Below are 22,779 nucleotides of genomic sequence, written 5' to 3'. Positions count from 1 at the left end.
GGGGGAGGGACGGGGGTCGTCAATGGTTCAGTCCCGGGGGGTCGGACTGAACCCGTCCGTCGAACCGGACTCTCCTACTGTATCCCCATGCGCCAGTGCCGCGCGCAACTTCGGCGACAGCCGAGGGGCAAGTTTCGGTAACCGTGCAGCACAACGGTTTCGTACACGGTCGAAATGCCGCCCGAACGGCCTACTGACCAGTACACCTAAGCTGACGTCCATGAGTCGGATCGCCGCCTTCTTCGACCTCGACAAGACCGTGATCGCGAAGTCGAGCACGCTGGCGTTCAGCCGTCCCTTCTTCCAGGAGGGGCTGATCAACCGCCGCGCGGTGCTGAAGAGCGCTTATGCGCAGTTCGTGTTCATGCTGGCAGGCGCGGACGCCGACCAGATGGACCGCATGCGCGCGCACATCACGGCGTTGGCCGCGGGCTGGGACGTGGAGCAGATCCGCAGCATCGTCAACGAGACGCTGCACGACATCGTCGACCCCCTTGTGTACAAGGAGGCGACTCAGTTGATCGCCGACCACAAGGCGGAGGGCCACGACGTCGTCATCGTGAGCGCGTCGGGCGAGGAGCTGGTGGCGCCCATCGCGCAGATGATCGGCGCGGACTACAGCGTCGGCACGAAGATGGTCGTGCAGGAGGGCCGCTACAGCGGCGAGGTCGACTTCTACTGCGCCGCCGACAACAAGGCGGTCGCCATCAAGCAGCTCGCCGCCGAGCACGGCTACGACCTCGCCCAGAGCTACGCCTACTCGGACAGCGTCACGGACCTGCCGATGCTCGAGGTCGTCGGCCACCCGACCGCGGTGAACCCGGACCGGGGCCTGCGCCGCCTGGCCACCGAGAAGGACTGGCCGGTGCTGCAGTTCGTCGACCCGGTGAGCCTGCGCGGCCGCTTCCCCACGCCGTCGGGCAGGACGGTCGCGGTCACGGCGATCAGCCTCGGCGCGGTCGCGGCCGCCGGCGCGGCCTGGTACGGCCTGCGGCGCAAGCGCGGACGCGACTGAGTCAAGGCCTTCCGACGCAAGAACCCGAAGGTGGCCCGGTACCGGCGAGTAGCGGCAACGGCGCGCGCACGGGCCGCCCTGGCGTGTGCGCGGCACCGCCCCGTCGGCGGTACCGGAACGCGAACACGGCCTCACAAATGCTGAAACCGCAACGCTTTCCTCACGGAACGTGGCTTGACCGGTGCACCCTTCCGAGCCCTTGCTGTGACCGGGCCCACGGACTTAAATAGGTGGTGCGGACCTCGGGTCGGCCAGGGACCTGGCGAAGAGAAGCCAGACTCCACCCCGGCAGGGCTCCGTGCGCGGACTTCGAGTACCCACGCGCAGCACGCCGCGGGAGGCTTGTCGTCTAGGGCCTGCGTACCGGGACGCCGGACGCCGAGGCCAGGGTTGTACGACACGAGTTGCACGCTTGGTAACTCGCTGGCCCGCGCTGTCGACGGGGCACCCTCTCGAGGGTGCCCCGTTTGCTCTTTCCGGGGAAAGTGCCACCGAACGGCACAATGGGCTCCCGTTGACCCACCACGCAGCCGTGAGTAACTTGCGAAATACGCGAGGTACAGGTGGGAACATCACCGGGAGGCACGGACAAGTGCGGAAGTTCGCCGCGTTGACGCTGGTCACAGCCATGGTCGCCCTCACGCCGGTGGCGAGAGCGGACGCCTCGGTGACCACGCTCCGCGGGATGTCGCTGGAACAGAAGGTCGGCCAGCTCTTCGTCACCTACGTCAACGGCCAGGCCGCCGACGTCCCGCACCCCAAGAACCAGACCGACTTCGGGGTGGCCACCGCCGCCGAGATGGTGCGCAAGTACCAGCCGGGCGGGGTCATCTACTTCAACAACTCGAGCCGCGACAACATCGACACGCCGAAGCAGATCGCGCGGATGTCCAACGGCCTGCAGAAGGCCAGCAAGGTCCCGCTGCTCATCTCGACCGACCAGGAGATGGGCCTCGTCACGCGCATCGGCCCGCCGGCCACGCAGCTGCCGGGCAACATGGCCCTCGGCGCCGGCCGCAGCACGAAAGATGCGGAGGAGGCCGCCAGGATCACCGGCCAGGAGCTCCGGGCGATGGGCATCAACCAGAACTTCGCCCCCGACGCCGACGTGAACTCCAACCCGGCCAACCCGATCATCGGCGTGCGCAGCTTCTCGAGCGACCCGGAGCTCGCGGCGGACATGGTGCAGGCGCAGGTCCAGGGCTACGAGGGCCGCCGCTGGTTCGACCCCGACTCGGTCACCTCGACCGCCAAGCACTTCCCCGGCCACGGCGACACGTCCGAGGACAGCCACACCGCCCTGCCGGTCTCCAACCGCAGCCTGGAGCAGTGGCGCCAGATCGACGCGCCGCCGTTCAGGGCCGCCGTCGCCGCCAAGATCGACTCGATCATGACCGCGCACATCCAGGTGCCGCAGATCGACCCGTCGGGCGACCCGGCCACGCTCAGCCCCAAGATCATCACCGGTCTGCTGCGCGAGGAGCTGAAGTACGACGGCGTCGTCGTCACGGACTCGCTGGAGATGGCGGGCGTGCGCAAGCTGCACACCGACGCCGAGATCCCGGTGCTCGCCATCAAGGCGGGCGTCGACCAGCTGCTGATGCCGCCGAACCTCGGTCTCGCGATCGACAGCGTCGTCAAGGCCGTGCGCAGCGGTGAGATCTCCGAGCAGCGCATCGACCAGAGCGTCCTGCGCATCCTCAAGATGAAGCTCCTGCGCGGCGTCATGCTCTCCGCCGAGGTCGACGAGAACAAGGTCGACCAGGTCGTCGGCTCCAACGCCCCGGCCGCCCAGGCGATCGCCGACCGCACCATCACGGCCGTGCGCAACGACGAGCAGGCGCTGCCCCTCAACGCCACCGCTCCCCTGGTCGTCGGCACCGGCGACGCGCAGGTGGCCGCCCTCGCCACCCGGATCAAGGGCGCCAAGGTCGTCACGGCGACCAGCCCCACCCCGGCGCAGGTCCAGCAGGCCGTGGCCGCCGCGGCGAACGCGGACAAGATCGTCGTGCTGACGAACAACGCGAGCACCCGGCCAGCCCAGGTCGACCTGGTCAACCAGCTGGTCGCCACCGGCAAGCCGGTCGTCGCGGTCGCGACGGCCAACCCCTACGACGTGGCCTACGGCAACGCGAAGACCTGGCTGGCCACCTACTCGACCACGACCGTCTCGATGGAGGCGCTGGCCAGGATCCTGCTCGGCGAGGCGAAGCCGCAGGGCAAGCTCCCCGTCGACGTCCCCGGTCCGACGCCCTACCCGTTCGGGCACGGGGTGACGTGGTGAGGCGGCGCAGCTTCCTCACCGCGACCGCCCTCTCCGTCCCGCTCGTCAGCGCCTCCCAGGCCACCGCGGCCCCGAAGCTCGCCACCGCCGCCCAGCAGCTCGCGGACGACGGCTGGCGCAAGCTCAAGGGCCGCAAGGTCGGCGTGCTGACGAACCCGACGGGCGTCCTCACGGACCAGACGCACATCGTCGACTCGATGGTCGCCCACGGCGCCAAGCCGACCGCGGTGTTCGGACCGGAACACGGCTTCCGCGGCACCGCACAGGCCGGCGGGTCCGAGGGCAGCTATCAGGACCCACGCACCGGCATCCCGGTCTACGACACGTACGGCGCCGATGCCACCAAGATCCGTGCGATGTTCGTGAAAGCGGGCATCGACACGGTCGTGTTCGACATAGCGGACGTGGGCGCGCGCTTCTACACCTACATCTGGACGCTCTACACGGCGATGCAGGCCGCGGCGGACCTGGACTTCCTCGTCCTCGACCGCCCGAACCCCATCGGTGGCACCGCCAACGGCCCGCAGCTCGACCCGGCCTACGCGACCTTCGTCGGCCTGAAGCCGATCGTGCAGCAGCACGGCATGACCGTCGGTGAACTCGCCCGCTTCTTCGTGGGCGAGTTCGGCGTGCGGACCCGCCTGGACGTGGTCGACGTCCGCAACTGGCGCCGCGACCAGCTCGACACCGGCCTGCCGTGGGTCCCGCCGAGCCCGAACATGCCGACCGGGGACACGGCGTTCGTCTACCCCGGCACCTGCCTGTTCGAGGGCACGGTCCTGTCCGAGGGCCGCGGCACCACCCGCCCGTTCGAGACCGTCGGCGCGCCCGGCGTCGACTGGCGCTGGGCCGAGGAGCTCAACGCCCTGGGCCTGCGCGGGGTCCGGTTCCGCGAGACCTGTTTCGCGCCGACGTTCGCCAAGTTCCAGGGCCAGAACTGCGGCGGTGTCACCCTGCACGTCACCGACGCGGCGCAGTTCGACGCCATCCGGGCCGCGGTGGCCATGCTCATCACCGCGAAGTCGCTCTACCCGGACGTCTTCGCGTGGCGTCCCGACAACTGGATCGACAAGCTCAGCGGCTCCGACCGGCTGCGCACGATGATCGACGCGAGGGCCCCGCTGCACGAGGTCGTCGGCGCGTGGCAGCAGGAGCTCCACCAGTTCCGCCGCACCCGTCAGCCCTACCTGCGCTACCGGTGAGGACGCCATGCTCATCCCTGCCCTGGCCGCCGCACTCGTGACGGTCGCGATCCCCGGCCACTTCGACCAGCCCCAGAACGGTTTCGCGCCACCGTGGACCACGTTGCGCGAGTCCAGCCCGCACCGGGCGAACCTCGATCCGGCACCGGTCGACGCCGCACTGCGCCAGGTCCGCGACTTCACGAAACCGCAGGCCAACGGCAAACCGCTCTTCGCCGGCGCCGTCACGATGTACGTGCACGACGGCAAGGTCGTCGCGCACGACCGAACCGGTTACGCGGTCCTGTACCAGGACCAGCAGACCCAGCTGCCCGAACGGGAACGCGTCCCGATGCGCGAGGACACGATCTTCGACTTCGCCTCGATCTCCAAGCTGTTCACGTCGATCGCGGTGATCCAGCAGGTCGAGCAGGGGCGCATCCGCATCGACGAACGCGTCGCCACCTACCTGCCCGAGTTCGGCGTGAACGGCAAGCAGGACATCACCGTCAAGCAGCTCCTCACCCACACGAGCGGCCTCGAGCCGTTCATCCCCCTGTGGCAGAAGTACCCGGACATCCCGTCACGCATCAAAGCCGTCATGGACGTGGCGCCGAAGTCCACGCCCGGCACGACGTACGTCTACTCCGACCTGAACCTGATCACGCTCGGCGAGCTGGTGTTCGAGGTCAGCGGCAAGCGCCTCGACCAGGCGGTGCGCGACGGCATCACCCGGCCGCTCGGCATGAGGGACACCGGCTACAACCCGAAGGCCAGGGACCGCACGGCCGCCACGGAGTTCCAGACGGCTCCCCCGCGCGGCATGGTCCGCGGTGAGGTGCACGACGAGAACGCGTGGTCCCTCGGAGGAGTGGCCGGCCACGCCGGTGTGTTCGGCACGGCCGCGGACCTCGCCGTCCTCGGCCAGACGATCCTCAACGGCGGCACGTACGACGGCCACCGGATCCTCTCCGAGCACTCGGTCGAGCTGATGCTGACGAACTTCAACCAGCAGTTCCCCGACAACGCCCACGGCCTGGGCTTCGAGCTCGACCAGCGCTGGTACATGGGCGCGTTGAGCGGGCCGGGCACCGCGGGTCACACCGGCTACACCGGCACGTCGTTCGTCATCGACAAGGCCTCGCGGTCGATCGCGATCCTGCTGACCAACCGCGTGCACCCGAGCCGCGACTGGGGCAGCGTGAACCCGGCGCGGCGGGCGGTCGCCGACGGCCTCGCGAAGGCGCTCGCGGTGCAGTCGGGCGGAAAGCAGTGGCGTGCCACGACTTCCGGCGGCACGCTCACCGCGGAGCGCCCGGTCGAGGTCTTCGTCGACGTGGACAGGGGCGACAAGCTGACGGTCCAGCACTGGGACGGCACCCAGTGGCAGGACGTCCGCACGATCACCACCACTGAACGCCGATGGGTTGCCACGGAACAGAAGAAGTCGCGATTCATCTACACCAAGGCAGGCCAGTACGACGGCCGTGGTGTGTACGTGCACGCACGGGGCGACGTCACGGCTGAAGGCTGGTCAGTGGCACGCCGCTAGCGCCTCGGCGAAGAGCGGGAGCGCCCGTGGGAACGCGGGCGCCCCGAAACTCACGACCACACCGGAACGGTCGTCGGTGCTCAGCGCGTGCCGGAACCACGAGAGAGCGCTGACCGCGATCCCCCGTTCTCGCGCGGCTTCCACGATCGCGTCTTCGTGCGGGGTCTCCAGCACGGCGTGCATCCCCGCCGCGATCCCGGACACGGACGCGTACGGCGAAACAGCCTCAACGAGCCGGTCGCGCCGCCGTTGGTACTTCAACCGCATGCGGCGCACATGGCTGTCGTACGCACCCGACGCCAGGAAGTCCGCCAGCGCCAGCTGGTCGAGCATGCTGACGTGCTGCTCGCGGTCGGTCTTCAACGCCAGCACCGAGTCCACGAACCGGTCCGGCAGCACCATCCACGCGATCCGCAACGCCGGCGACAGCGCCTTGCTCGACGTCCCCAGGTACACGACGTGCTCCGGGTCCAACCCCTGCACGGCGCCGACGGGCTGCCGGTCGTACCGGAACTCGCCGTCGTAGTCGTCTTCCAGCACAACGCCACCCACGCGCCGTGCCCACTCCACGGCCGAAGCGCGCCGCCTCGGGTGCAACGGACCGCCCAACGGGAACTGGTGCGCGGGCGTCAGCACGCAGGCACGCAGGTCGTCGGGCAACTGCTCGGTGTTCGCGCCGTGGTCGTCCACCGCCAGCGGCACCGTCGACTTCCACAACGACCGGTGGAACTCCAGCCCGTACTCCTCGACCACGACCGGGCCGCGGAGCAGCTTGTCGAACATCTGCACGGCGCCGCCGAACCCCGAGCACACCACGATCCGTTCGGGGTCCGCCCGCACGCCGCGGGCCCGCGCCAGGTACTCGGCCAGCGCCGTCCGCAGCTCGACGCGGCCCTGCGGGTCGCCCGGCCCGAACGCCTCCGACGGCGCCGCCATCACCGCCCGCCGCGTCGACCGCACCCACTCGGCGCGCGGGAACTCCGTGACGTCCGGCGTCGACACCGTCAGGTCGAACCGCACCTCGGCCGGCGGCGCCGCGCGCGTGACCGGCGCTGGCGGCGCGACCCGTTGCGCGACAACGGTTCCCGAACCTTGACGCGCGGTCAGCCACCCCTCGGCCACGAGTTCCGCGTACGCCTCGGCCACGGTGTTGCGCGCGATCCCGAGGTCGGCGGCGAGCGACCGCGAGGCCGGCAGCCGCGTTCCGGGAGGCAGCCGCGCCGACCGCACGGCCTCGCGCAGCGACGCCGTCACCCGGTGCCGCAGCCCACCCGGACCGGACAGGTCGAGGTGGAAGTCCAGATTGGCCCATGATTCCACGACTGGATTGCACCACGCCGGGAGCCAATCAGCGCCCTAGATTTCCAGTCGTGACGAACCGCATCGACATCGCCAAGAAGGCCCCGAAGGTCTACCGCGCCATGATCGCGCTCGACGCCGCCGCCCGCGAGGGGCTGGACGAGCAGCTCGCCGAGCTCGTGCGCATCCGTGCCTCGCAGCTCAACCACTGCGCCTACTGCCTCAACATGCACACCGTCGACGCCCGGAAGGGAGGCGAGACCGAGGCCCGCATCTACCTGCTCAACGCGTGGGAGGAAGCGGGCGACCTCTACACCGCCAAGGAGCGGGCGGCGCTGCGGCTCACCGAGGCCGTCACGGTGCTGAGCAGCCACGAGTACGTGAGCGACGAGGTCTACGAGCAGGCCGCGGAGCACTTCGGCGAGGAGGAGCTCGCGCAGCTCATCGCGCTGATCTTCACCATCAACGCGTGGAACCGGATCGCCGTGTCGACCCGCAAGGTGCCGGACATCAGGTGATACCGCGTGCCGGGAGGGTGACTTTCGGACACACTCCGTTGACCCTCGCAGTGGCGGTTAGTAAGTTTCCCACGTGTCCACTGAGAGCAGTGCCGAGTCCAGTCCGCTGGTGAAGATCCGGTCGTTGCTGCCGGGGCTCGCGCGCGCCGAGCAGCGCGTCGCGAAGGTGGTGCTGGAGAACCCGGCGACGGTCGCGCACCGCAGCATCACCGAGGTCGCCGAGCAGGCGGGCACCAGCGAGACGACGGTGACGCGGTTCTGCAAGGCCATCGGCGTCGGCGGGTACCCGGAGCTGCGCATCGCGCTGGCCGCGGACACGGCCCGCAGCCAGGCCAGGGCCAACCACGACATGGGTGGCGACATCGGCCCCGGCGATGACCTGCGCCAGGTCGTCGGCAAGGTCGCGTTCGCGGACGCCCGCGCCGTCGAGGAGACCGCCGAGCAGCTCGACGTCGAGGCGCTCGACAAGGTCGTCCAGGCGGTCGCGGGCGCGCGCCGGGTGGACGTCTACGGCTTCGGCGCGAGCGCTTTCGTCGCGTTCGACCTGCAGCAGAAGCTGCACCGCATAGGGCTGACCTGCTTCGCGTGGAACGACACGCACATCGCGCTGACGTCGGCGGCCGTGCTGACCGGTGCGGACGTCGCCGTCGGCATCTCGCACACCGGCTCCACGTCGGAGACCGTCGAGGCCCTGCGCGTCGCCCGCGAGACCGGCGCCACCACGGTCGCCCTCACGAACTTCCCGCGTTCGCCGATCACCGAGGTCGCCGACCACGTGCTGACCACCGCCGCGCGCGAGACCACGTTCCGCTCGGGCGCGATGGCGAGCCGCATCGCCCAGCTCACGGTGATCGACTGCCTGTTCATCGGCGTGGCCCAGCACCACGTCGACACGGCGAAGACGGCACTGGAGGCCACCTACGAGGCGGTGTCCGGGCACCGGCTCGGCGCCCGGCCGGACGGCAGGCGACGGCCGCGGGAGACGTCTAAATGACCTCTCCCCGCAACGGTGTGGCGGTGCGGGTGGAGTCCCCGACCGAGGGGCGGAACCCCCGCACCGCGGACATCGACCGGGTCTCCACGATCGACGTGCTGCGCATGATCAACGACGAGGACCGCAGGGTCCCGGCCGCGGTGGCGCAGGCCCTGCCGGAGCTGGCCCGCGCGGTCGACCTCGGCGTCGCCGCGATCTCGGGCGGCGGCCGCGTCCACTACGTCGGCGCCGGCACGTCCGGCCGGCTCGCGACGCTCGACGCCGCCGAGCTGGTGCCCACGTTCAACGCGCCGGCCGACTGGTTCGTCGCCCACCACGCCGGCGGTTCGGAAGCCCTCGTCCGTGCCGTCGAGGAGGTCGAGGACCACTCGGGAGCGGCCCAGATCCGCCGCCACGCGGACGAGAAGGACCTGGTCGTGGGCGTCACGGCGTCCGGGCGGACGCCGTTCGTGATCGGTGCGCTGGAAGAGGCGCGGGCACTGGGCGCCCGCACCGTGCTGGTGTCGAACAACGCGTCGGTGCCGTTCACCCCGGACGTCCTGATCGCGCTGGACACCGGTCCGGAGGCGATCGCCGGCTCCACGCGGATGAAGGCGGGCTCGGCCCAGAAGCTGGTCCTGACCTCGTTCTCCACCGCGGTGATGGTGAAGCTCGGCCGCACCTACTCGAACCTGATGGTCAGCATGCGCGCCACGAACGCGAAGCTGCGCGGCCGCACGATCCGGATCCTGCACGAGGCCACCGGCCTCCCCGCCGCCGACTGCGAGCAGGCGCTGGCGGAGGCGTCCGGCGACCTCAAGGTGGCGCTGGTCCACCTGCTCTCCGGTGTCCCGGCCGACCGTGCCGCGGAGGCGTTGCAGGAGGCGAAAGGCCACGTCCGCGACGCGTTGGACCAGCTAGTCGGCTGAGATGGTGTCGGGGCCGAAGACCTCGTAGTGGATGTCGGTGACCCCCGCCGCGAGCAGCTGGGACCGCATCGCGCGCAGGAACGGCAGCGGCCCGCACAGGTAGGCGGTGGCGCCGGCGGGGACGGGCACCGCGGTGAGGTCGACGAACCCGGTCCGGTCGGCGGGCCACTCGCCCATCGGCTCCTCGTAGAAGACGTGCGCCTGCGCGTCCTCGAGCTTGGCCACGAGCTGCGCGAGCTCCGCGCGGAACGGGTGGGTGAGCTGGTCGCGGTCGCCGTGCACCGCGACGACCTGCCGGGACGAGTCGGTGGCGGCCAGCTCGGCGAGCATGGAGATCATCGGCGTGCAGCCGATGCCCGCCGACGCGAGCAGCACCGGGCCGTCGCCGGGCTGCAGCGTCACGTCCCCGGCCGGCTGGCTGAGCCGGATGGTGCTGCCGACCGGTGTGAAGTCGTGCAGCTGGTTCGACACCTCGCCGTCGCGCTTCACCGAGAACTGCAGCGCGTCGTCGGTCCGCCCGGAGAGGCTGTACTGGCGGATCTGCCGGGCGCCGTCGGGCAGCGGGACGTGCACCGACACGTACTGGCCGGGCTTGCTCGGGGCGACCGGGCCGCTGGTGGGTCTGACCACGAACGTCACCACGTCCTCGGTCTCCTGGAACCGGGCGATCACCCGGTGCTCCTGCATGCCCCTGGGCAGGAACCGCTCCAGCCCGATCAGCGTGTCGGCCATCAGCCAGTAGACCTCGCTCCAGGCCGCCGCGACCTCGTCGTCGACGTCCAGGACCTCGGCGATGGCGCCGAGGAGGTGCTTGTGCACCAACGCGTACTGGCCGGAGGTGACGCCGACGGAGACGTGCTTGTGCGCGATCCGGCGCAGCATCCCGTCGGGCGTCTTGCCGGCGAGCAGGCCGGACGCGAAGGCGGCGACCGATCCGGCCAGCGCCTGGGCCTGGGTGCCGTTGGCCTGGTTGCCGCGGTTGAACAGGTTGCGCAGCAGCACGGGGTGTTCGGTGAACATGCGCTGGTAGAACAGCGCGCTGATCTCACCGATGGAGGCGCCGACCGCGGGCAGGGTGGCCTCGACGAGCTCGGTGGACTTGGGGGACAACATCGACGACTCCTCACCTCAGCCCGAGGCTGAGCAGGACAGGTCCGGTGGGTTGGGCGACGAGGTCATCGACGCTGAGCGGATCGAGCGAGGCGTAGAAAGCTTCCTGGGCCTGGCGCAGCGCGCGGCGCAGCCGGCAGGCGGAACTGAGCGGACACGGCACTTCGCCTTCGCAGTCGACGACGTCTCCGTTACCTTCCAGCTCCCGCACCAGGTGTCCGATCGAGCCGGACCGGCCCGCTTCGGTGAGCGCGAGCCCACCTCCGCGGCCGCGCCTGGCCTCGACGACACCGAGGTGCTGGAGCCGGGCGACGACCTTCGCGGCGTGCGTGTACTGGACGGCCATCGCGTCGGCGACCTCACGCGTGGTCGGGTTCGTCCGGACGTCGACGACGGCCAGCCTCATCACGATCCGCAGTGCGATGTCGGTGCTCTTGGTCAGCCTCACAAGATCGAGGCTAGCTTAATTGGTATCTGAGATGCGTGTTATCCCGGACACTCTCAGTGAGCCACGAGGTGTGCTGTGGCCTCCCACAAGCGGCGCTCGCGGGCGCGGTCGTGGGCCACCGGCAGCACCTCGGTCTCCTTCGTCTTCACGACGAACGCGCCGTCGCGCAGGTGCGCCCACCGGTCGTCGAGGGCCTGCGCCGCCAGCAGCGGTCCCGAGCGCTGCGGCGTCGACACCCCGGGGATCCGTCCCAGCAGCCGGCTCACGGCCCGGGCCGCCGCGGGTGCGCCACGCCCCAGCGCGGTGCCGGGCATCCAGCCGGGCTCGAACACGGACACGTTCACGCCGTCACCGACGTGCCGCTGCAGTTCGTGGGCGTAGTAGAGGATCGCGAGCTTCGCGGTGGAGTAGGCGGTCATCGCGTCCTCGCCGGACGCACGCGCCAGTTCGGCCGGGTCGGCCCACCGCGCCGGCGCCACGCCGAGCAGCTTGCGCCAGAAGTTCTGGTGGTAGGTGTTCGACCCGATCAGCACGATCCGCGCGGGAGCCGTGAGCGCGGGGAGCAGGTCGCCGATCAGCCGGGCGTGGGCGAGGTGGTTGACCGCGAACGTCAGCTCGTAGCCGTCGGCCGAGGTCTGTCCCGCCGAGACCAGACCGGCGTTCGCGACCACCGCGCGCAACGGCCGCACGGCGCCGCTGTCCACCAGGTCGCGGGCGGTGGCGGCGGCAGCGCGGACCTCCGCCAGGCTCGCCAGGTCGCAGCTGATCTCCCGGACGGTGGCGCCCAGCGCGCGGGCCTCGCCGGCGACCGAGGCCAGGTCGGCTCCCCCGCGCCCGAGCAGCAGCAGGTCGGGCCGCTGCCCGGCCGGGCGGCGGGCCATCGCCAGCGCGGCGTGGCGGCCCAGGTTGCGGGTCGGACCGGTGATCAGCACAGTTCCCGTTTCGCTCATGGCCCCGACACTCCGCCGCCCGCCGGGCACCAGCCAGCCGACCGGTTTTCCTGGGACTGACGTGCCCAGGACAACGTCCGCGGACCCGCGCACACTGGATCGCGTGGAGACGTGGGAGTTCGGGCGGACGGTGCGGCGCTGGCGCGACCGGGTGGCGCCGGAGGCCGCCGGGGTGCCCGCCGGCCGGCGCCGGCGCGCGGCCGGGTTGCGGCGCGAGGAACTGGCCGCGCTCGCCGGCATCTCCGCCGACTACCTGACCCGGCTCGAACAGGGCCGCGCGACCGCGCCGTCGGAGCAGGTGGTCGAGGCGCTGGCCAGGGCCCTGCGACTGGCCGACGCCGAACGGGACCTGCTCTACACGCTGGCGGGGCACGCCACACCCGGCCGCGACGTCGTGCCGACCCGGATCACGCCGGGCGTGCGGCGGCTGCTCGACCGGCTCTCGCACACCCCGGTGGTCGTCTACGACGCCAGCTGGACGCTGGTGCTCGCCAACGCGCCGTACGACGCCCTCATGGGCGACACCACCACCTGGAGCGGACTGGAGCGCAACGGCGTGTGGCGCAACGTCACCCGCATGCCCACACGGGTCATGCACTCGCAGCAGGACCAGGAGGAGCACGAGGCGCGGCTCGTCGCCGACCTCCGGCTGACGGCCTCGCGCTACCCCGCCGACCTCGCCCTGAGAAGGCTGGTCGCCGACCTGCTCGCCGGCAGCGAGCGCTTCGCCGGGCTCTGGAACGCCGAGGTCCCGCCCACGGCCACCGAACCGGCCCGGCACAAGACGATCGACCACCCGGCCGCCGGCCTGATCACGCTCGACTGCGACACGCTGGTCGTCGCCCAGGACGAGCTGCGCATCACCGTCTACACCGCGGAACCGGGCACCGAGGACGCCGACCGGCTGGCGCTCGCCCTCGTCGTCGGCACCCAGTCGATGGCCTAGCCCGGCAGCACCGGACGCCACGGGATCGGCGTCGACAGCACCATCGCGCTGGACGTCTCGCCGTGCGCCGCCAGCCGGACCAGCAGCCGTTCCAGCTCCACGATGGACGTGGTGACGACCTTCACCACCGAGCAGATGTCGCCGGTCAGCCGCACGACCTCGACCACCTCGGGCAGGTCGTCGAGCAGCTGGGGGTGCACGGTGATGCACCTGGGGCCGTAGCACTTCATGCGCACCAACGCGACGACCGGACGTCCGACGACGGTCGGGTCGACCACGGCCCGATAGCCGGTGATCGCGCCCATGTTCTCCAGCCGCCGCACCCGCTGGGCGACCGTCGGCGGGGAGACGTGGACCCGGCGCGCGAGCTCGTTGAACGACAGGCGTGCGTCCTCTTGGAGGGCCTCCAACAGGGCCTTGTCCACGTCGTCCAGCATGAACGCAAAGCTACCCGGCGATCCGGTTTGCGTTCGGAAGAAGTTCGGGGCGAACGCCTTTCGTCACCCATTCAGGTGGCGGGCAGTTCCGGCGACGATTTACCCATGAGCTGCCCGGTCTCCCCCAAGCTGGATTTCGGTGGCACCACGCCGTACGAGGACTACGTGCACGCGTCGGTGCTGCACACCCTCCAACAGCAGTGGTCCAAGGACCCGCGCGAGATGTCGTTCCTGGTCATCACGCAGGTGATGGAGCTGTACTTCGGCCTGCTCTGCTTCGAGTGGCGGCAGGCCCAGACCGAGCTGCGCGCCGACGACCTGCGCGCGGCCGTGAGCACCCTGCGGCGTTCGGACCTGCACCTGCAGGCGCTGTCCGCGGCCTGGCGGCCGATCGCGCGGATGACGCCGACCGAGTTCAACTCGTTCCGCGACGCGCTCGGCGAGGGCTCCGGCTTCCAGTCGGGCATGTACCGCGAGATGGAGTTCCTGCTCGGCGAGAAGTCCCGGTCGATGCTCGTGCCGCACCGCGCGGTGCCCGCGATGCACGACCGGCTGGAGGAGTCGCTGTCCAAGCCCTCGCTCTACGACGACGTGCTGGCCGCGTTGCGGCGCAGGGGTTTCGCCATCCCGCAGGAGGTGCTCGACCGCGACCTGACGCAGGCCTACGAGCCGTCCGCCGAGGTCGAGCAGGTGTGGGCGGCGATCTACCGCGGCGACGACCGCGACCTGCTGGAGCTGGGCGAGGCGCTGACCGACATCGCCGAGGAGTTCGCGCGCTGGCGCTACGACCACCTGCTCGCGACCCGGCGGTCGATGGGCGCGAAGGTCGGCACGGGCGGCTCCGCTGGTGTTGCATGGCTGGAGAAGCGCACCCAGCGTGCGGTGTTCCCGGAGCTGTGGACCGCGAGGAGCTACGTGTGAGGCGGGAGCTGTTCGACATCCCCGAAGGCGTCGTCTACCTGGACGGCAACTCGCTCGGCCCGCCCCCGAGGCACGTCGCCGCGCGGATGCAGGAAGTCGTTGCGCACCAGTGGGGCGAGCGGCTGATCCGGTCGTGGAGCGAGGGCTGGTGGGAGACGCCGCAACGGGTCGGCGACCGGGTCGGCCGGCTGGTCGGGGCCGCGGAGGGTCAGGTCGTCGTCGGCGACTCGACGTCGGTCAACGTCTTCAAGGCGTTGATGGGCGCGGTGAAGGGCACCGGCCGCGCGGAGATCGTGTGCGACGAGTCGACGTTCCCGACCGACGGCTACATCGCGCAGTCCGTGGCATCGTTGACAGGACTGGAGATCCGGGCAGCGCATCCGTCCTCTTTGGACCTCACGGAGAACACCGCCGTGGTGCTGCTCAACCAGGTCGACTACCGGACCGGCGAGCTGCACGACATGAAGGCGCTCACCGAGCAGGCGCACGCCGTCGGCGCGCAGGTGGTCTGGGACCTCTGCCACAGCGCGGGCGTCCTGCCGATCGAGCTGGACGCGCTCGGGGTCGACTTCGCGGTCGGCTGCACCTACAAGTTCCTCAACGGCGGGCCGGGCGCACCGGCGTTCATCTACGTGCCGCGGGCGAAGCAGGCGACGTTCGAGAACCCGCTCTCGGGCTGGAACGGGCACCGCGAGCCGTTCGGCATGAAGTCGTCGTACGAACCGGATCCCGGCATCGCCCGCGCACGGGTCGGCACGCCGGACATCCTGTCGATGCTGGCGCTCGACGCCGCGCTGGACGTGTGGGACGACGTCGACCTCGCCGAGCTGCGGCAGCGCGGCCTCGCGTTGACCGCGTCGTTCCGCGAGCAGGTCGAGAAGCTGACCGCGCTGGAGGTCATCACCCCGGAGAACCGCGGCAACCAGATCTCCGTCCGCTGCCCCGGCGCGAGGGCCGTGATGGACGAACTGATCGCGCGGGGCGTCATCGGCGACCACCGGCCGCCGGACATCCTGCGGTTCGGGTTCGCGCCGCTCTACGTGACCGACGAGGACGTGGTCACGGCCGCCGAGGCGCTGGCGGACATCACCCGGTGAGCGCGGCGTCCGCGATGCTCTTCGCCTCGCGGGCGCCCGCCTCCATCGACGAGCAGACGAACAGGATCCACTGGGCGAGGCCGTCGAGGGTCCCCGACGCGAACGCCACGGACGCGGCCTCGTACTCGGAGGACCGGCGCAGGCACGCGACCTCCGGCACGCCGAGGCCCTTGGGGTCGAGGCCGCTGGAGATCGACGTCATGCGGGCGGCGGCACGGGCCACCACGCCGTTCGCGACGTCGAACGGCGCCAGCCCGAGCAGTTCGCCGTGCACGACGGCGACGAGCACCGGCGCGGGCACGGACGTCCCGCCGGTGACGAGCGAGCCGAGCAGGTCGAGCCGCTGCGACACGTCCGCGGAGACCCGCGGGCGGCCGACTTCGGTCGTCAGGTCGGCGGCGGCGAGCACGTGCAACCGCGCGAGAGCCTGCAACGGCGCGCGTTGCCACGTCGCGACCAGACCACCCAACGCCTCGGCGACCCGCAGCGACCCGGCCAGCACGGGGTCGCTGACCTCGCCGGAGGAGGGGATCTCGGTCGGACCGCCCTCCAGCGCCGCCGACGCACGGGCCGCGCGGACGGACGCCTCCGCCGCCGTGGTGGCCCAGCCGCGCAGGTTCACCCGGTGCCGGTGCACCTGGAAGACGGCGTCCTTGGCGGCGTTCGCGGCATCGGCCACGCCGGGCAGGGACAGCAGCGGGGCGAGTGGATCGGTCACGGTCGCGCAGAGTACCTGACCAGGTGAAACGGGTGATCCAGCTCACTGGGTGAACCGTTGAGCGCGCAACTGCGCCCGTTCAACGCCCCACACGTGCCTGGACCAGACAAAACGGGTTACACAGTGACAGCCGTGTAACCGAACTCCTCAAAATTGGTCTGAACCTTTTTTGAGAAGGAACCTGTTGGAGTGAACTGGCTCGCACTACGGTCAGTACCCGCATCCCCGACAGGTCTGGACTTTCCAGGAGGTCTCGCACCATGACGCAGTCGCCAGGCCAGGGCAACGCCCTGGACAACCTGCTCACGGAGAGCAGGACGTTCCCGCCTTCCGACGGGTTCGCGGCACAGGCGAACGCACAGCCCGCGCTGTACGAGGAGGCGAAGGCCGACCGCGAGGCGTTCTGGGCGAAGCAGGCCGAACGGCTGCACTGGGACACCAGCTGGGACCAGGTGCTCGACTGGTCGGACGCGCCGTTCGCGAAGTGGTTCGTCGGCGGCAAGCTCAACGTCGCCTACAACTGCGTCGACCGCCACGTCGAGTCCGGCCACGGCGAGCAGGTCGCGATCCACTGGGAGGGCGAGCCCGGTGACTCCCGCGCCATCACCTACGCCGACCTGCAGCGCGAGGTCTCCAAGGCCGCGAACGCGCTGACGTCGCTGGGGATCGGCGCCGAGGACCGCGTCGCGATCTACATGCCGATGGTGCCCGAGGCGATCTTCGCGATGCTCGCGTGCGCCCGCGTGGGCGCGCTGCACAACGTCGTGTTCGGCGGTTTCTCCGCCGAGGCGCTGCGCACCCGCATCCAGGACTCCGAGGCCCGGCTCGTGATCACGACCGACGGCCAGTACCGCCGCGGCAACCCGGCCCCGCTCAAGCCCGCCGTGGACGAGGCCGTCGCCGGCGCGCCGTCGGTGGAGAAGGTCATCGTCGTCAAGCGCACCGACACCGAGGTCGCGTGGACCGACAAGGACGTGTGGTGGCACGAGCTGGTGGACTCGCAGTCCGACCAGCACACCCCCGAGGCGTTCGACTCGGAGCACCCGCTCTTCATCCTCTACACCTCGGGCACCACGGGCAAGCCGAAGGGCATCCTGCACACGTCCGGCGGCTACCTCACGCAGGCGTCGTACACGCACTTCAACGTCTTCGACCTCAAGCCGGAGACCGACGTCTACTGGTGCACCGCGGACATCGGCTGGGTCACCGGCCACAGCTACATCGTCTACGGCCCGCTGTCGAACCGCGTGACGCAGGTCGTCTACGAGGGCACGCCGAACACCCCGGACGAGGGGCGCCACTGGGAGATCGTGCAGAAGTACGGCGTCTCCATCTACTACACGGCGCCGACGCTGATCCGCACCTTCATGAAGTGGGGCGCGGACATCCCGGCCAAGTACGACCTCGGCTCGTTGCGCGTGCTGGGGTCGGTCGGCGAGCCGATCAACCCCGAGGCGTGGATCTGGTACCGCGAGAACATCGGCGGCGGCAAGGCCCCGATCGTCGACACGTGGTGGCAGACCGAGACCGGTGCGATCATGATCTCGCCGCTGCCCGGCGTCGTCGCGACCAAGCCCGGTTCGGCGCAGCGCCCGCTGCCCGGCATCGGCGCGAAGATCGTGAACGACGAGGGCGTCGAGGTCCCGCACGGCGGCGGTGGCTACCTGGTGCTCGACGAGCCGTGGCCGTCGATGCTGCGCGGCATCTGGGGCGACGAGGAGCGCTACAGGGACACGTACTGGTCGCGCTTCAAGGAGCAGGGCTTCTACTTCGCCGGTGACGGCGCGAAGTACGACAACGACGGCGACCTGTGGCTGCTCGGCCGCGTCGACGACGTGATGAACGTGTCCGGCCACCGCATCTCGACCACCGAGGTCGAGTCGGCGCTCGTGTCGCACCCGACCGTGGCCGAGGCCGCCGTCGTCGGCGCGTCCGACGAGACGACGGGCCAGGGCATCGTGGCGTTCGTGATCCTGCGCGGCGGCGCGGGTGACGACGCCGGCGGCGCCGAGGCGATCAAGGCGCTGCGCGACCACGTGGCGAAGGAGATCGGCCCGATCGCGAAGCCGCGGCAGATCATGGTCGTGCCGGAGCTGCCGAAGACGCGCTCGGGCAAGATCATGCGCCGCCTGCTGCGCGACGTGGCGGAGAACCGCGCGGTCGGCGACGTGACGACGCTCGCGGACTCGTCGGTGATGGACCTGATCTCCGCGGGCCTGCAGTCGGGCAAGTCCGAGGACTGAGCCTGATCTGCACGAACGTGACGGGCGCCCTCTGCGGAGGGCGCCCGTTGCCGTTAGGATCACGTCGAGGTGAGCCGGGAAGTCTGGTCGGCACGGATTTGTCATGCCTGCTGACTTGGGAGTCCTGTGTCGCGCAAGAAGAAGACCGTCGTCGCCGACTTCGCCCGTTACCTGCGCACCGAGACCGTCGGTGGCACGGTGCTGCTCATCGCCACGGCTGTCGCACTGCTGTGGGCGAACTCGCCGCTGTCCCCCGCCTACTTCGGACTGCGGGACTTCCACCTCGGGCCGCTGTCCGTCGGCGACTGGGCCAAGGACGGGTTGCTAGCGATCTTCTTCTTCGTCGCCGGTCTCGAGCTCAAGCGCGAACTCGTCGTCGGTGAGCTGTCCACCGTCAAGGCCGCGACCCTGCCGGTGATCGCGGCCGTCGGCGGGATGATCGCGCCGGCGCTGATCGCGTTGACGGTCGGGTGGGGGCAGCCGGGCATCGAGAAGGCGTGGGCCATCCCCGTCGCCACGGACATCGCCTTCGCGCTCGGGGTGCTCGCGCTCACGGCGTCCGGACTGCCGTCGAGCATCCGGGTGTTCCTGCTGTCGCTCGCGGTCGTGGACGACCTGGGCGCGATCGTCGTGATCGCCGTGCTGTTCACCTCGACGTTCGACCTGCTCGCGGCGGGCGCCGTCGTGCTGCTGCTGGCGCTGTACTGGTTCCTGCAGCACAAGAGGATCACCAGCCCGTGGCTGTACGTGCCGATCGCGCTGGCCACCTGGTGGTTCATGCACGAGTCGGGCGTCCACGCCACGATCGCGGGCGTGGCGCTCGCGCTGCTGACCCGCGTGCGGCGCGACCCATACGAGCAGGAGGCGCCGGCCGTGCGGCTGGAGCACCGGCTGCAGCCGTTCTCCGCCGGAGTGGCGGTGCCGGTGTTCGCGCTGTTCGCGGCGGGTGTGCCGGTGGGCGCCGAGGCGTTCGGGAAGCTCTTCTCCGACAAGATCGCGCTCGGCGTGGTCGCCGGGCTCGTCGTCGGCAAGGTGGTCGGGATCGTGGGGGCGTCGGCGCTCGCGGTGTGGTTCAGGGCGGCGGTCTGGCCGTCCGGGGCGGGGCCGCGCGACGTCGTGGCGGTGGCCGTGCTGGGCGGGGTCGGGTTCACCGTCAGCCTGCTCATCGCGGAGCTCTCGCTGGCCGATCCGGACACCGCCAAGGCCGCCGTGCTGATCGCCTCGACGATCTCGTCGCTGCTCGCCGCGGTGTTGCTCATTCGCCGCAGCCGGGCGCATGGCACGATGTCCGGGTGACCACCAGGGAACACATTGCGTCGATTCCGCTGACCGCAGACGACCCGACCGCCGAGGCCTCGATCGGCGGCCTCGTCCGCGACGCGACCGCGCACGTGTCGACCTTGGTCAGAGCGGAGGTCGAGCTCGCCAAGGGCGAGATCGTGGCCGAGGTCAAGAAGGGCGTGAAGGGCAGCGTCTTCTTCATCGTCGCCCTGACGATCCTCTGCTTCAGCCTGTTCTTCTTCTTCATGTTCCTCGGGTTCGGGTTCGCCCAGTGGTTCGGCTGGCCCACGTGGGCCGGGTTCCTCCTGGACTTCGGGGTCATGATCGTGACCGCCGCGCTGTTCGCGTTCCTCGGCTACCGCAAGGTGCGCAAGATCCGGGCGCCGGAGAAGTCGATCGCGGCCGCGAAGGACACGGTCGCGGCGCTCACCCACCGCAAGGGTGACTCCGACTGAGCCGCAAGCCCGATCCGTCGGTGGTGCGGGTCGCGGGGCCGTGGACGCACCGCGACGTCTCGGCCAACGGCATCCGCCTGCACGTCGCCGAACTCGGCGAGGGGCCCCTCGTGCTGCTGCTGCACGGGTTCCCCGAGTTCTGGTGGTCGTGGCGGCACCAGCTGACGGCGCTGGCGGAGGCCGGGTACCGCGCGGTCGCCGTCGACCTGCGCGGCTACGGCGACTCGGACAAGCCCCCGCGCGGCTACGACGGCTTCACCCTCGCGGGTGATGTCGCGGGGTTGATCAAGGCCCTCGGCGCCCAGCGCGCCCACCTGGTCGGCAGCGCGTGGGGCGGCGCCACGGCGTGGACCGTCGGCGCCCTGCACCCGCGCGTGGTCTCGTCGATCTCGGTGCTGTCCGCGCCGCACCCGCTCGCGATGCGCCGCGCGTTCCGCCGCCACCCCCGCGTGAACTCGCACGTGCTGCGCTTCCAGCTGCCGATCTACCCCGAGCGCTGGCTGACCGGCGAGAACGCCGTGCAGGTCGCGAAGCTGCTCTCGGCGTGGTCCGGCCCGAAGTGGCGGTCGGCGCCGGAGTTCGACGAGGTCCTGCGCCGCTGCCGGCAGGCGATGACGGTGCCGGGCGTCGCCCACAGCGCGATGGAGTACTACCGCTGGGCGGTGCGCTCCCAGGTCCGCAGCGACGGCCGCCGGTTCACCGAGGCCGTCGACAAGAAGATGCAGGTGCCCGTGCTGCAGATCCACGGCGCCCTCGACCCGATCACCCTGGAGTCGTCGGCGCGCGGGTCCCTCGAGTGGCTCGGCCCGGAGTCGGAGTTCCGCTACCTGCCCGAGGTGGGGCACTTCCCGAACCAGGAAGCCCCCCACACCACGAGCCGGCTGATCACCGAGTTCCTGCAGAAGTCGCGCTGAACGCCGACTCCAGCGCGCCCGCCGGGTCGTCCGGCAGGTCTGCGGAGCGCCAGGCGACGTAGCCGTCCGGCCGGACCAGCGACGCGCCCTTCTCGGACAGTCCGAACAGGTCCAGCTGCTCGACGCGTTCGCACGCGACGCCCGCCCGCTGGGCCGCCTCCTCCCACTGCGGGTGGTCGGCGACGAGCACCCAGCCGCGCTGGAACAGGTCCAGTGTGGACTTCCTGGGCTCGATCCAGGCGTGCGGGGCGCGCGTGCCGGGCTGGCCGTTCCACTGCTCCGGCAGCCGGGCGGGCGGCAGGTCCTCCCCCGCACCGAGCACGGCGGCCGAGCGGTAGAGGACGCCGAAGTGCATCGCGTTGTTGTCGTACAGCGTCGCCTCCTCGGCCTCGCCGTCGCGGTTGTGGCCGTCGTTGCGCGCGAAGATCTGCTGGTGGCAGAGGGTCGCGACGGGCCGCCGTTCCGCGTCGTAGGTGTCGAGCAGCTCCGCCCGCGACTCGCCCGCGAGCACCGCGGCGAGCTTCCACGCCAGGTTGTGGGCGTCCTCGATGCCGACGTTCGCCCCGAACCCGCCGCGGCTCGGTGGCAGGGTGTGCGCGGCGTCGCCCGCGAGGAAGACCCGCCCGGCGGAGAACCGGTCCGCGACCGACGCGCTGATCGTCCACTTGCCCGTGGTGACGATCTCGACGTCGAGGTCGTCGCGGCCGATGGCCTGGAAGATCTTCCGCCGCAGCTCGGCCTCGTCGTACTCGCCGTCGTCGAGCATCAGCACCCACCGGCCGTCGCCGTAGGTGGTCAGGAAGCCGACGTCGTCGATCACGAACTGGCCGATCCCGTCCTTCAGGTACTGCTGCAGCTCCGCGCGGAACAGCACGCTGCGGGAGGTGTGCATGTACCCGCGCCCGGTGCGGGTGATGCCGAGCTGCTCACGGACCGGGCTGCGGTGGCCGTCCGCCGCGACCAGGTAGTCCGCCCGGATCTCGTACGGCTCACCGCCGTCGCCCTGCACGACCGCCGTGACGCCGTCGTCGTCCTGCGAGAACTCCAGCATCCGGGTGCTCATGCGGATGTCCGCGCCCAGCTCGCGGGCCTTGTCCCGCAGCAGCGGCTCCATCCGGTCCTGCGCCACGCCGACGCCCCTGACCGGCGAGTACTCGACGTCGGAGAGCTCGGCGGGCGGCGTCCAGAACGTCTCGTCGTACTTCTCGCCGACCAGGCTCTCGGCCCGGACCCGGCGCACGCCGAAGCCCCGGGACATCCTGCTCTCCGGCAGCTCGTCCTCCAGCCCGACCGCGCGCAGCAGCTCGCCCACCCGCGCGTTGAACCCGACCGCCCGCGGGTGCGGTGAGCTGCCCGGATGCTTCTCGACGAGCACCACGTCCACCCCGCGCCACGCCAGGAACAGCGCGGCCGACGTCCCCGCCAGTCCGCCACCCACGACCAACACCGAGGTCTTCACGTCCGTTGCCTTCATGTCCGTCCCCTCTCGATACGGCGTATCGCTCGAT

General features: G+C 70.8%; 21 protein-coding genes. 14 read left to right on the top strand and 7 right to left on the bottom strand.

Going from position 1 to position 22,779, the window contains the following annotated elements:
* The first annotated feature begins 220 nt into the window (after positions 1 to 220).
* The 4 genes from ACFWGZ_RS07685 to ACFWGZ_RS07670 all read left to right on the top strand — a co-directional run bounded on the left by ACFWGZ_RS07685 (position 221) and on the right by ACFWGZ_RS07670 (position 6,032).
* On the top strand, positions 221 to 1,015 hold the full coding sequence (locus ACFWGZ_RS07685) for an HAD family hydrolase (protein WP_382450671.1): 795 nt from the start codon (positions 221 to 223) through the stop codon (positions 1,013 to 1,015).
* Between the two features lie 628 nt (positions 1,016 to 1,643).
* On the top strand, positions 1,644 to 3,299 hold the full coding sequence (locus tag ACFWGZ_RS07680) for a glycoside hydrolase family 3 N-terminal domain-containing protein (protein WP_382450695.1): 1,656 nt from the start codon (positions 1,644 to 1,646) through the stop codon (positions 3,297 to 3,299).
* Positions 3,296 to 4,501 carry an exo-beta-N-acetylmuramidase NamZ domain-containing protein gene (locus tag ACFWGZ_RS07675; protein ID WP_382450670.1) on the top strand — a complete coding sequence of 402 codons (1,206 nt, stop codon included), beginning with the start codon at positions 3,296 to 3,298 and terminating at the stop codon, positions 4,499 to 4,501. Before ACFWGZ_RS07680 ends, ACFWGZ_RS07675 begins: the two co-directional genes overlap by 4 nt.
* Before the next feature lie 7 nt (positions 4,502 to 4,508).
* Positions 4,509 to 6,032 carry a serine hydrolase domain-containing protein gene (locus ACFWGZ_RS07670; RefSeq protein WP_382450669.1) on the top strand — a complete coding sequence of 508 codons (1,524 nt, stop codon included), beginning with the start codon at positions 4,509 to 4,511 and terminating at the stop codon, positions 6,030 to 6,032.
* Here the strand turns inward: ACFWGZ_RS07670 and ACFWGZ_RS07665 are convergent.
* On the bottom strand, positions 6,015 to 7,352 hold the full coding sequence (locus ACFWGZ_RS07665; RefSeq protein WP_382450668.1) for a PLP-dependent aminotransferase family protein: 1,338 nt from the start codon (positions 7,350 to 7,352) through the stop codon (positions 6,015 to 6,017). The two genes, ACFWGZ_RS07670 and ACFWGZ_RS07665, sit on opposite strands and share 18 nt — an antisense overlap.
* Here ACFWGZ_RS07665 and ACFWGZ_RS07660 point away from each other — a divergent pair.
* From ACFWGZ_RS07660 to ACFWGZ_RS07650, 3 genes are all read left to right on the top strand, one after another.
* The gene (locus tag ACFWGZ_RS07660) at positions 7,343 to 7,849 is read left to right on the top strand and encodes a carboxymuconolactone decarboxylase family protein (protein WP_382450667.1); all 507 of its coding nucleotides are present in this window, start codon (positions 7,343 to 7,345) and stop codon (positions 7,847 to 7,849) included. The genes ACFWGZ_RS07665 and ACFWGZ_RS07660 overlap by 10 nt on opposite strands.
* A gap of 73 nt (positions 7,850 to 7,922) precedes the next feature.
* A complete protein-coding gene (locus tag ACFWGZ_RS07655) occupies positions 7,923 to 8,843 on the top strand; it encodes a MurR/RpiR family transcriptional regulator (RefSeq protein WP_382450666.1) in 921 nt (306 codons plus the stop codon).
* Positions 8,840 to 9,751 carry an N-acetylmuramic acid 6-phosphate etherase gene (locus ACFWGZ_RS07650; RefSeq protein ID WP_382450665.1) on the top strand — a complete coding sequence of 304 codons (912 nt, stop codon included), beginning with the start codon at positions 8,840 to 8,842 and terminating at the stop codon, positions 9,749 to 9,751. The genes ACFWGZ_RS07655 and ACFWGZ_RS07650 overlap by 4 nt, the downstream gene beginning before the upstream one ends.
* Here the strand turns inward: ACFWGZ_RS07650 and ACFWGZ_RS07645 are convergent.
* Genes ACFWGZ_RS07645 through ACFWGZ_RS07635 form a run of 3 tightly spaced genes read right to left on the bottom strand, consistent with a single transcriptional unit; the run spans position 9,740 to position 12,259 of the window.
* Complete coding sequence (locus tag ACFWGZ_RS07645) at positions 9,740 to 10,864, bottom strand: globin domain-containing protein (protein ID WP_382450664.1); 1,125 nt, start codon at positions 10,862 to 10,864, stop codon at positions 9,740 to 9,742. The genes ACFWGZ_RS07650 and ACFWGZ_RS07645 overlap by 12 nt on opposite strands.
* A 10-nt stretch (positions 10,865 to 10,874) precedes the next feature.
* A complete protein-coding gene (locus tag ACFWGZ_RS07640) occupies positions 10,875 to 11,309 on the bottom strand; it encodes an RrF2 family transcriptional regulator (RefSeq protein ID WP_382450663.1) in 435 nt (144 codons plus the stop codon).
* 53 nt (positions 11,310 to 11,362) lie between these two features.
* Positions 11,363 to 12,259 carry an SDR family NAD(P)-dependent oxidoreductase gene (locus ACFWGZ_RS07635; RefSeq protein ID WP_382450662.1) on the bottom strand — a complete coding sequence of 299 codons (897 nt, stop codon included), beginning with the start codon at positions 12,257 to 12,259 and terminating at the stop codon, positions 11,363 to 11,365.
* A 103-nt stretch (positions 12,260 to 12,362) separates the two neighbouring features.
* On the opposite strand from ACFWGZ_RS07635, the gene ACFWGZ_RS07630 reads away from it, so the two are divergent.
* Positions 12,363 to 13,205: a helix-turn-helix transcriptional regulator gene (locus tag ACFWGZ_RS07630; protein WP_382450661.1), complete on the top strand. Its 843-nt coding sequence runs from the start codon at positions 12,363 to 12,365 to the stop codon at positions 13,203 to 13,205.
* On the opposite strand, the gene ACFWGZ_RS07625 is transcribed toward ACFWGZ_RS07630, so the two are convergent.
* Entirely contained in the window at positions 13,202 to 13,642 is a 441-nt protein-coding gene (locus ACFWGZ_RS07625) for an Lrp/AsnC family transcriptional regulator (protein ID WP_382450660.1), read from the bottom strand. The genes ACFWGZ_RS07630 and ACFWGZ_RS07625 overlap by 4 nt on opposite strands.
* Before the next feature lie 105 nt (positions 13,643 to 13,747).
* Here ACFWGZ_RS07625 and ACFWGZ_RS07620 point away from each other — a divergent pair, with 105 nt between their 5' ends.
* Positions 13,748 to 14,563 (top strand): tryptophan 2,3-dioxygenase, encoded by an 816-nt coding sequence (locus ACFWGZ_RS07620; RefSeq protein WP_382450659.1) that lies wholly within the window; start codon positions 13,748 to 13,750, stop codon positions 14,561 to 14,563.
* A complete protein-coding gene (kynU, locus tag ACFWGZ_RS07615; RefSeq protein ID WP_382450658.1) occupies positions 14,497 to 15,660 on the top strand; it encodes a kynureninase in 1,164 nt (387 codons plus the stop codon). The genes ACFWGZ_RS07620 and kynU overlap by 67 nt, the downstream gene beginning before the upstream one ends.
* On the opposite strand, the gene ACFWGZ_RS07610 is transcribed toward kynU, so the two are convergent.
* Positions 15,650 to 16,378, bottom strand: coding sequence for an oxidoreductase (locus ACFWGZ_RS07610; RefSeq protein ID WP_382450657.1), 729 nt, complete (start codon positions 16,376 to 16,378; stop codon positions 15,650 to 15,652). The genes kynU and ACFWGZ_RS07610 overlap by 11 nt on opposite strands.
* A 260-nt stretch (positions 16,379 to 16,638) precedes the next feature.
* On the opposite strand from ACFWGZ_RS07610, the gene acs reads away from it, so the two are divergent.
* The 4 genes from acs to ACFWGZ_RS07590 all read left to right on the top strand — a co-directional run bounded on the left by acs (position 16,639) and on the right by ACFWGZ_RS07590 (position 21,271).
* Positions 16,639 to 18,621 carry an acetate--CoA ligase gene (gene acs, locus ACFWGZ_RS07605; protein ID WP_382450656.1) on the top strand — a complete coding sequence of 661 codons (1,983 nt, stop codon included), beginning with the start codon at positions 16,639 to 16,641 and terminating at the stop codon, positions 18,619 to 18,621.
* 126 nt (positions 18,622 to 18,747) lie between these two features.
* Positions 18,748 to 19,917 carry a Na+/H+ antiporter NhaA gene (nhaA, locus tag ACFWGZ_RS07600; RefSeq protein WP_382450655.1) on the top strand — a complete coding sequence of 390 codons (1,170 nt, stop codon included), beginning with the start codon at positions 18,748 to 18,750 and terminating at the stop codon, positions 19,915 to 19,917.
* Entirely contained in the window at positions 19,914 to 20,357 is a 444-nt protein-coding gene (locus ACFWGZ_RS07595) for a phage holin family protein (protein ID WP_382450654.1), read from the top strand. The genes nhaA and ACFWGZ_RS07595 overlap by 4 nt, the downstream gene beginning before the upstream one ends.
* The gene (locus ACFWGZ_RS07590; protein ID WP_382450694.1) at positions 20,354 to 21,271 is read left to right on the top strand and encodes an alpha/beta fold hydrolase; all 918 of its coding nucleotides are present in this window, start codon (positions 20,354 to 20,356) and stop codon (positions 21,269 to 21,271) included. Before ACFWGZ_RS07595 ends, ACFWGZ_RS07590 begins: the two co-directional genes overlap by 4 nt.
* Here the strand turns inward: ACFWGZ_RS07590 and ACFWGZ_RS07585 are convergent.
* A complete protein-coding gene (locus tag ACFWGZ_RS07585) occupies positions 21,243 to 22,745 on the bottom strand; it encodes an FAD-dependent oxidoreductase (protein WP_382450653.1) in 1,503 nt (500 codons plus the stop codon). The two genes, ACFWGZ_RS07590 and ACFWGZ_RS07585, sit on opposite strands and share 29 nt — an antisense overlap.
* Between the last annotated feature and the right edge of the window lie 34 nt (positions 22,746 to 22,779).

This window comes from Lentzea sp. NPDC060358 (genome assembly GCF_042725365.1).
GTDB lineage: Bacteria > Actinomycetota > Actinomycetes > Mycobacteriales > Pseudonocardiaceae > Lentzea.
The sequence above is the reverse complement of the archived record's forward strand: the minus strand, read 5'-3'. Positions and strand labels throughout refer to the sequence as shown.

What these genes read in the sequence shown, in the direction of transcription:
- ACFWGZ_RS07670 (WP_382450669.1), top strand. Translation starts at nt 4,509, where the DNA reads ATGCTCATCCCTGCCCTGGCCGCCGCACTCGTGACGGTCGCGATCCCC.
- ACFWGZ_RS07645 (WP_382450664.1), bottom strand. Translation starts at nt 10,864, where the DNA reads ATGTTGTCCCCCAAGTCCACCGAGCTCGTCGAGGCCACCCTGCCCGCG.
- ACFWGZ_RS07650 (WP_382450665.1), top strand. Translation starts at nt 8,840, where the DNA reads ATGACCTCTCCCCGCAACGGTGTGGCGGTGCGGGTGGAGTCCCCGACC.
- ACFWGZ_RS07660 (WP_382450667.1), top strand. Translation starts at nt 7,343, where the DNA reads ATGATTCCACGACTGGATTGCACCACGCCGGGAGCCAATCAGCGCCCT.
- ACFWGZ_RS07620 (WP_382450659.1), top strand. Translation starts at nt 13,748, where the DNA reads ATGAGCTGCCCGGTCTCCCCCAAGCTGGATTTCGGTGGCACCACGCCG.
- ACFWGZ_RS07680 (WP_382450695.1), top strand. Translation starts at nt 1,644, where the DNA reads ATGGTCGCCCTCACGCCGGTGGCGAGAGCGGACGCCTCGGTGACCACG.
- ACFWGZ_RS07635 (WP_382450662.1), bottom strand. Translation starts at nt 12,259, where the DNA reads ATGAGCGAAACGGGAACTGTGCTGATCACCGGTCCGACCCGCAACCTG.
- ACFWGZ_RS07585 (WP_382450653.1), bottom strand. Translation starts at nt 22,745, where the DNA reads ATGAAGGCAACGGACGTGAAGACCTCGGTGTTGGTCGTGGGTGGCGGA.
- acs (WP_382450656.1), top strand. Translation starts at nt 16,639, where the DNA reads ATGACGCAGTCGCCAGGCCAGGGCAACGCCCTGGACAACCTGCTCACG.
- ACFWGZ_RS07625 (WP_382450660.1), bottom strand. Translation starts at nt 13,642, where the DNA reads ATGCTGGACGACGTGGACAAGGCCCTGTTGGAGGCCCTCCAAGAGGAC.
- kynU (WP_382450658.1), top strand. Translation starts at nt 14,497, where the DNA reads ATGGCTGGAGAAGCGCACCCAGCGTGCGGTGTTCCCGGAGCTGTGGAC.
- ACFWGZ_RS07685 (WP_382450671.1), top strand. Translation starts at nt 221, where the DNA reads ATGAGTCGGATCGCCGCCTTCTTCGACCTCGACAAGACCGTGATCGCG.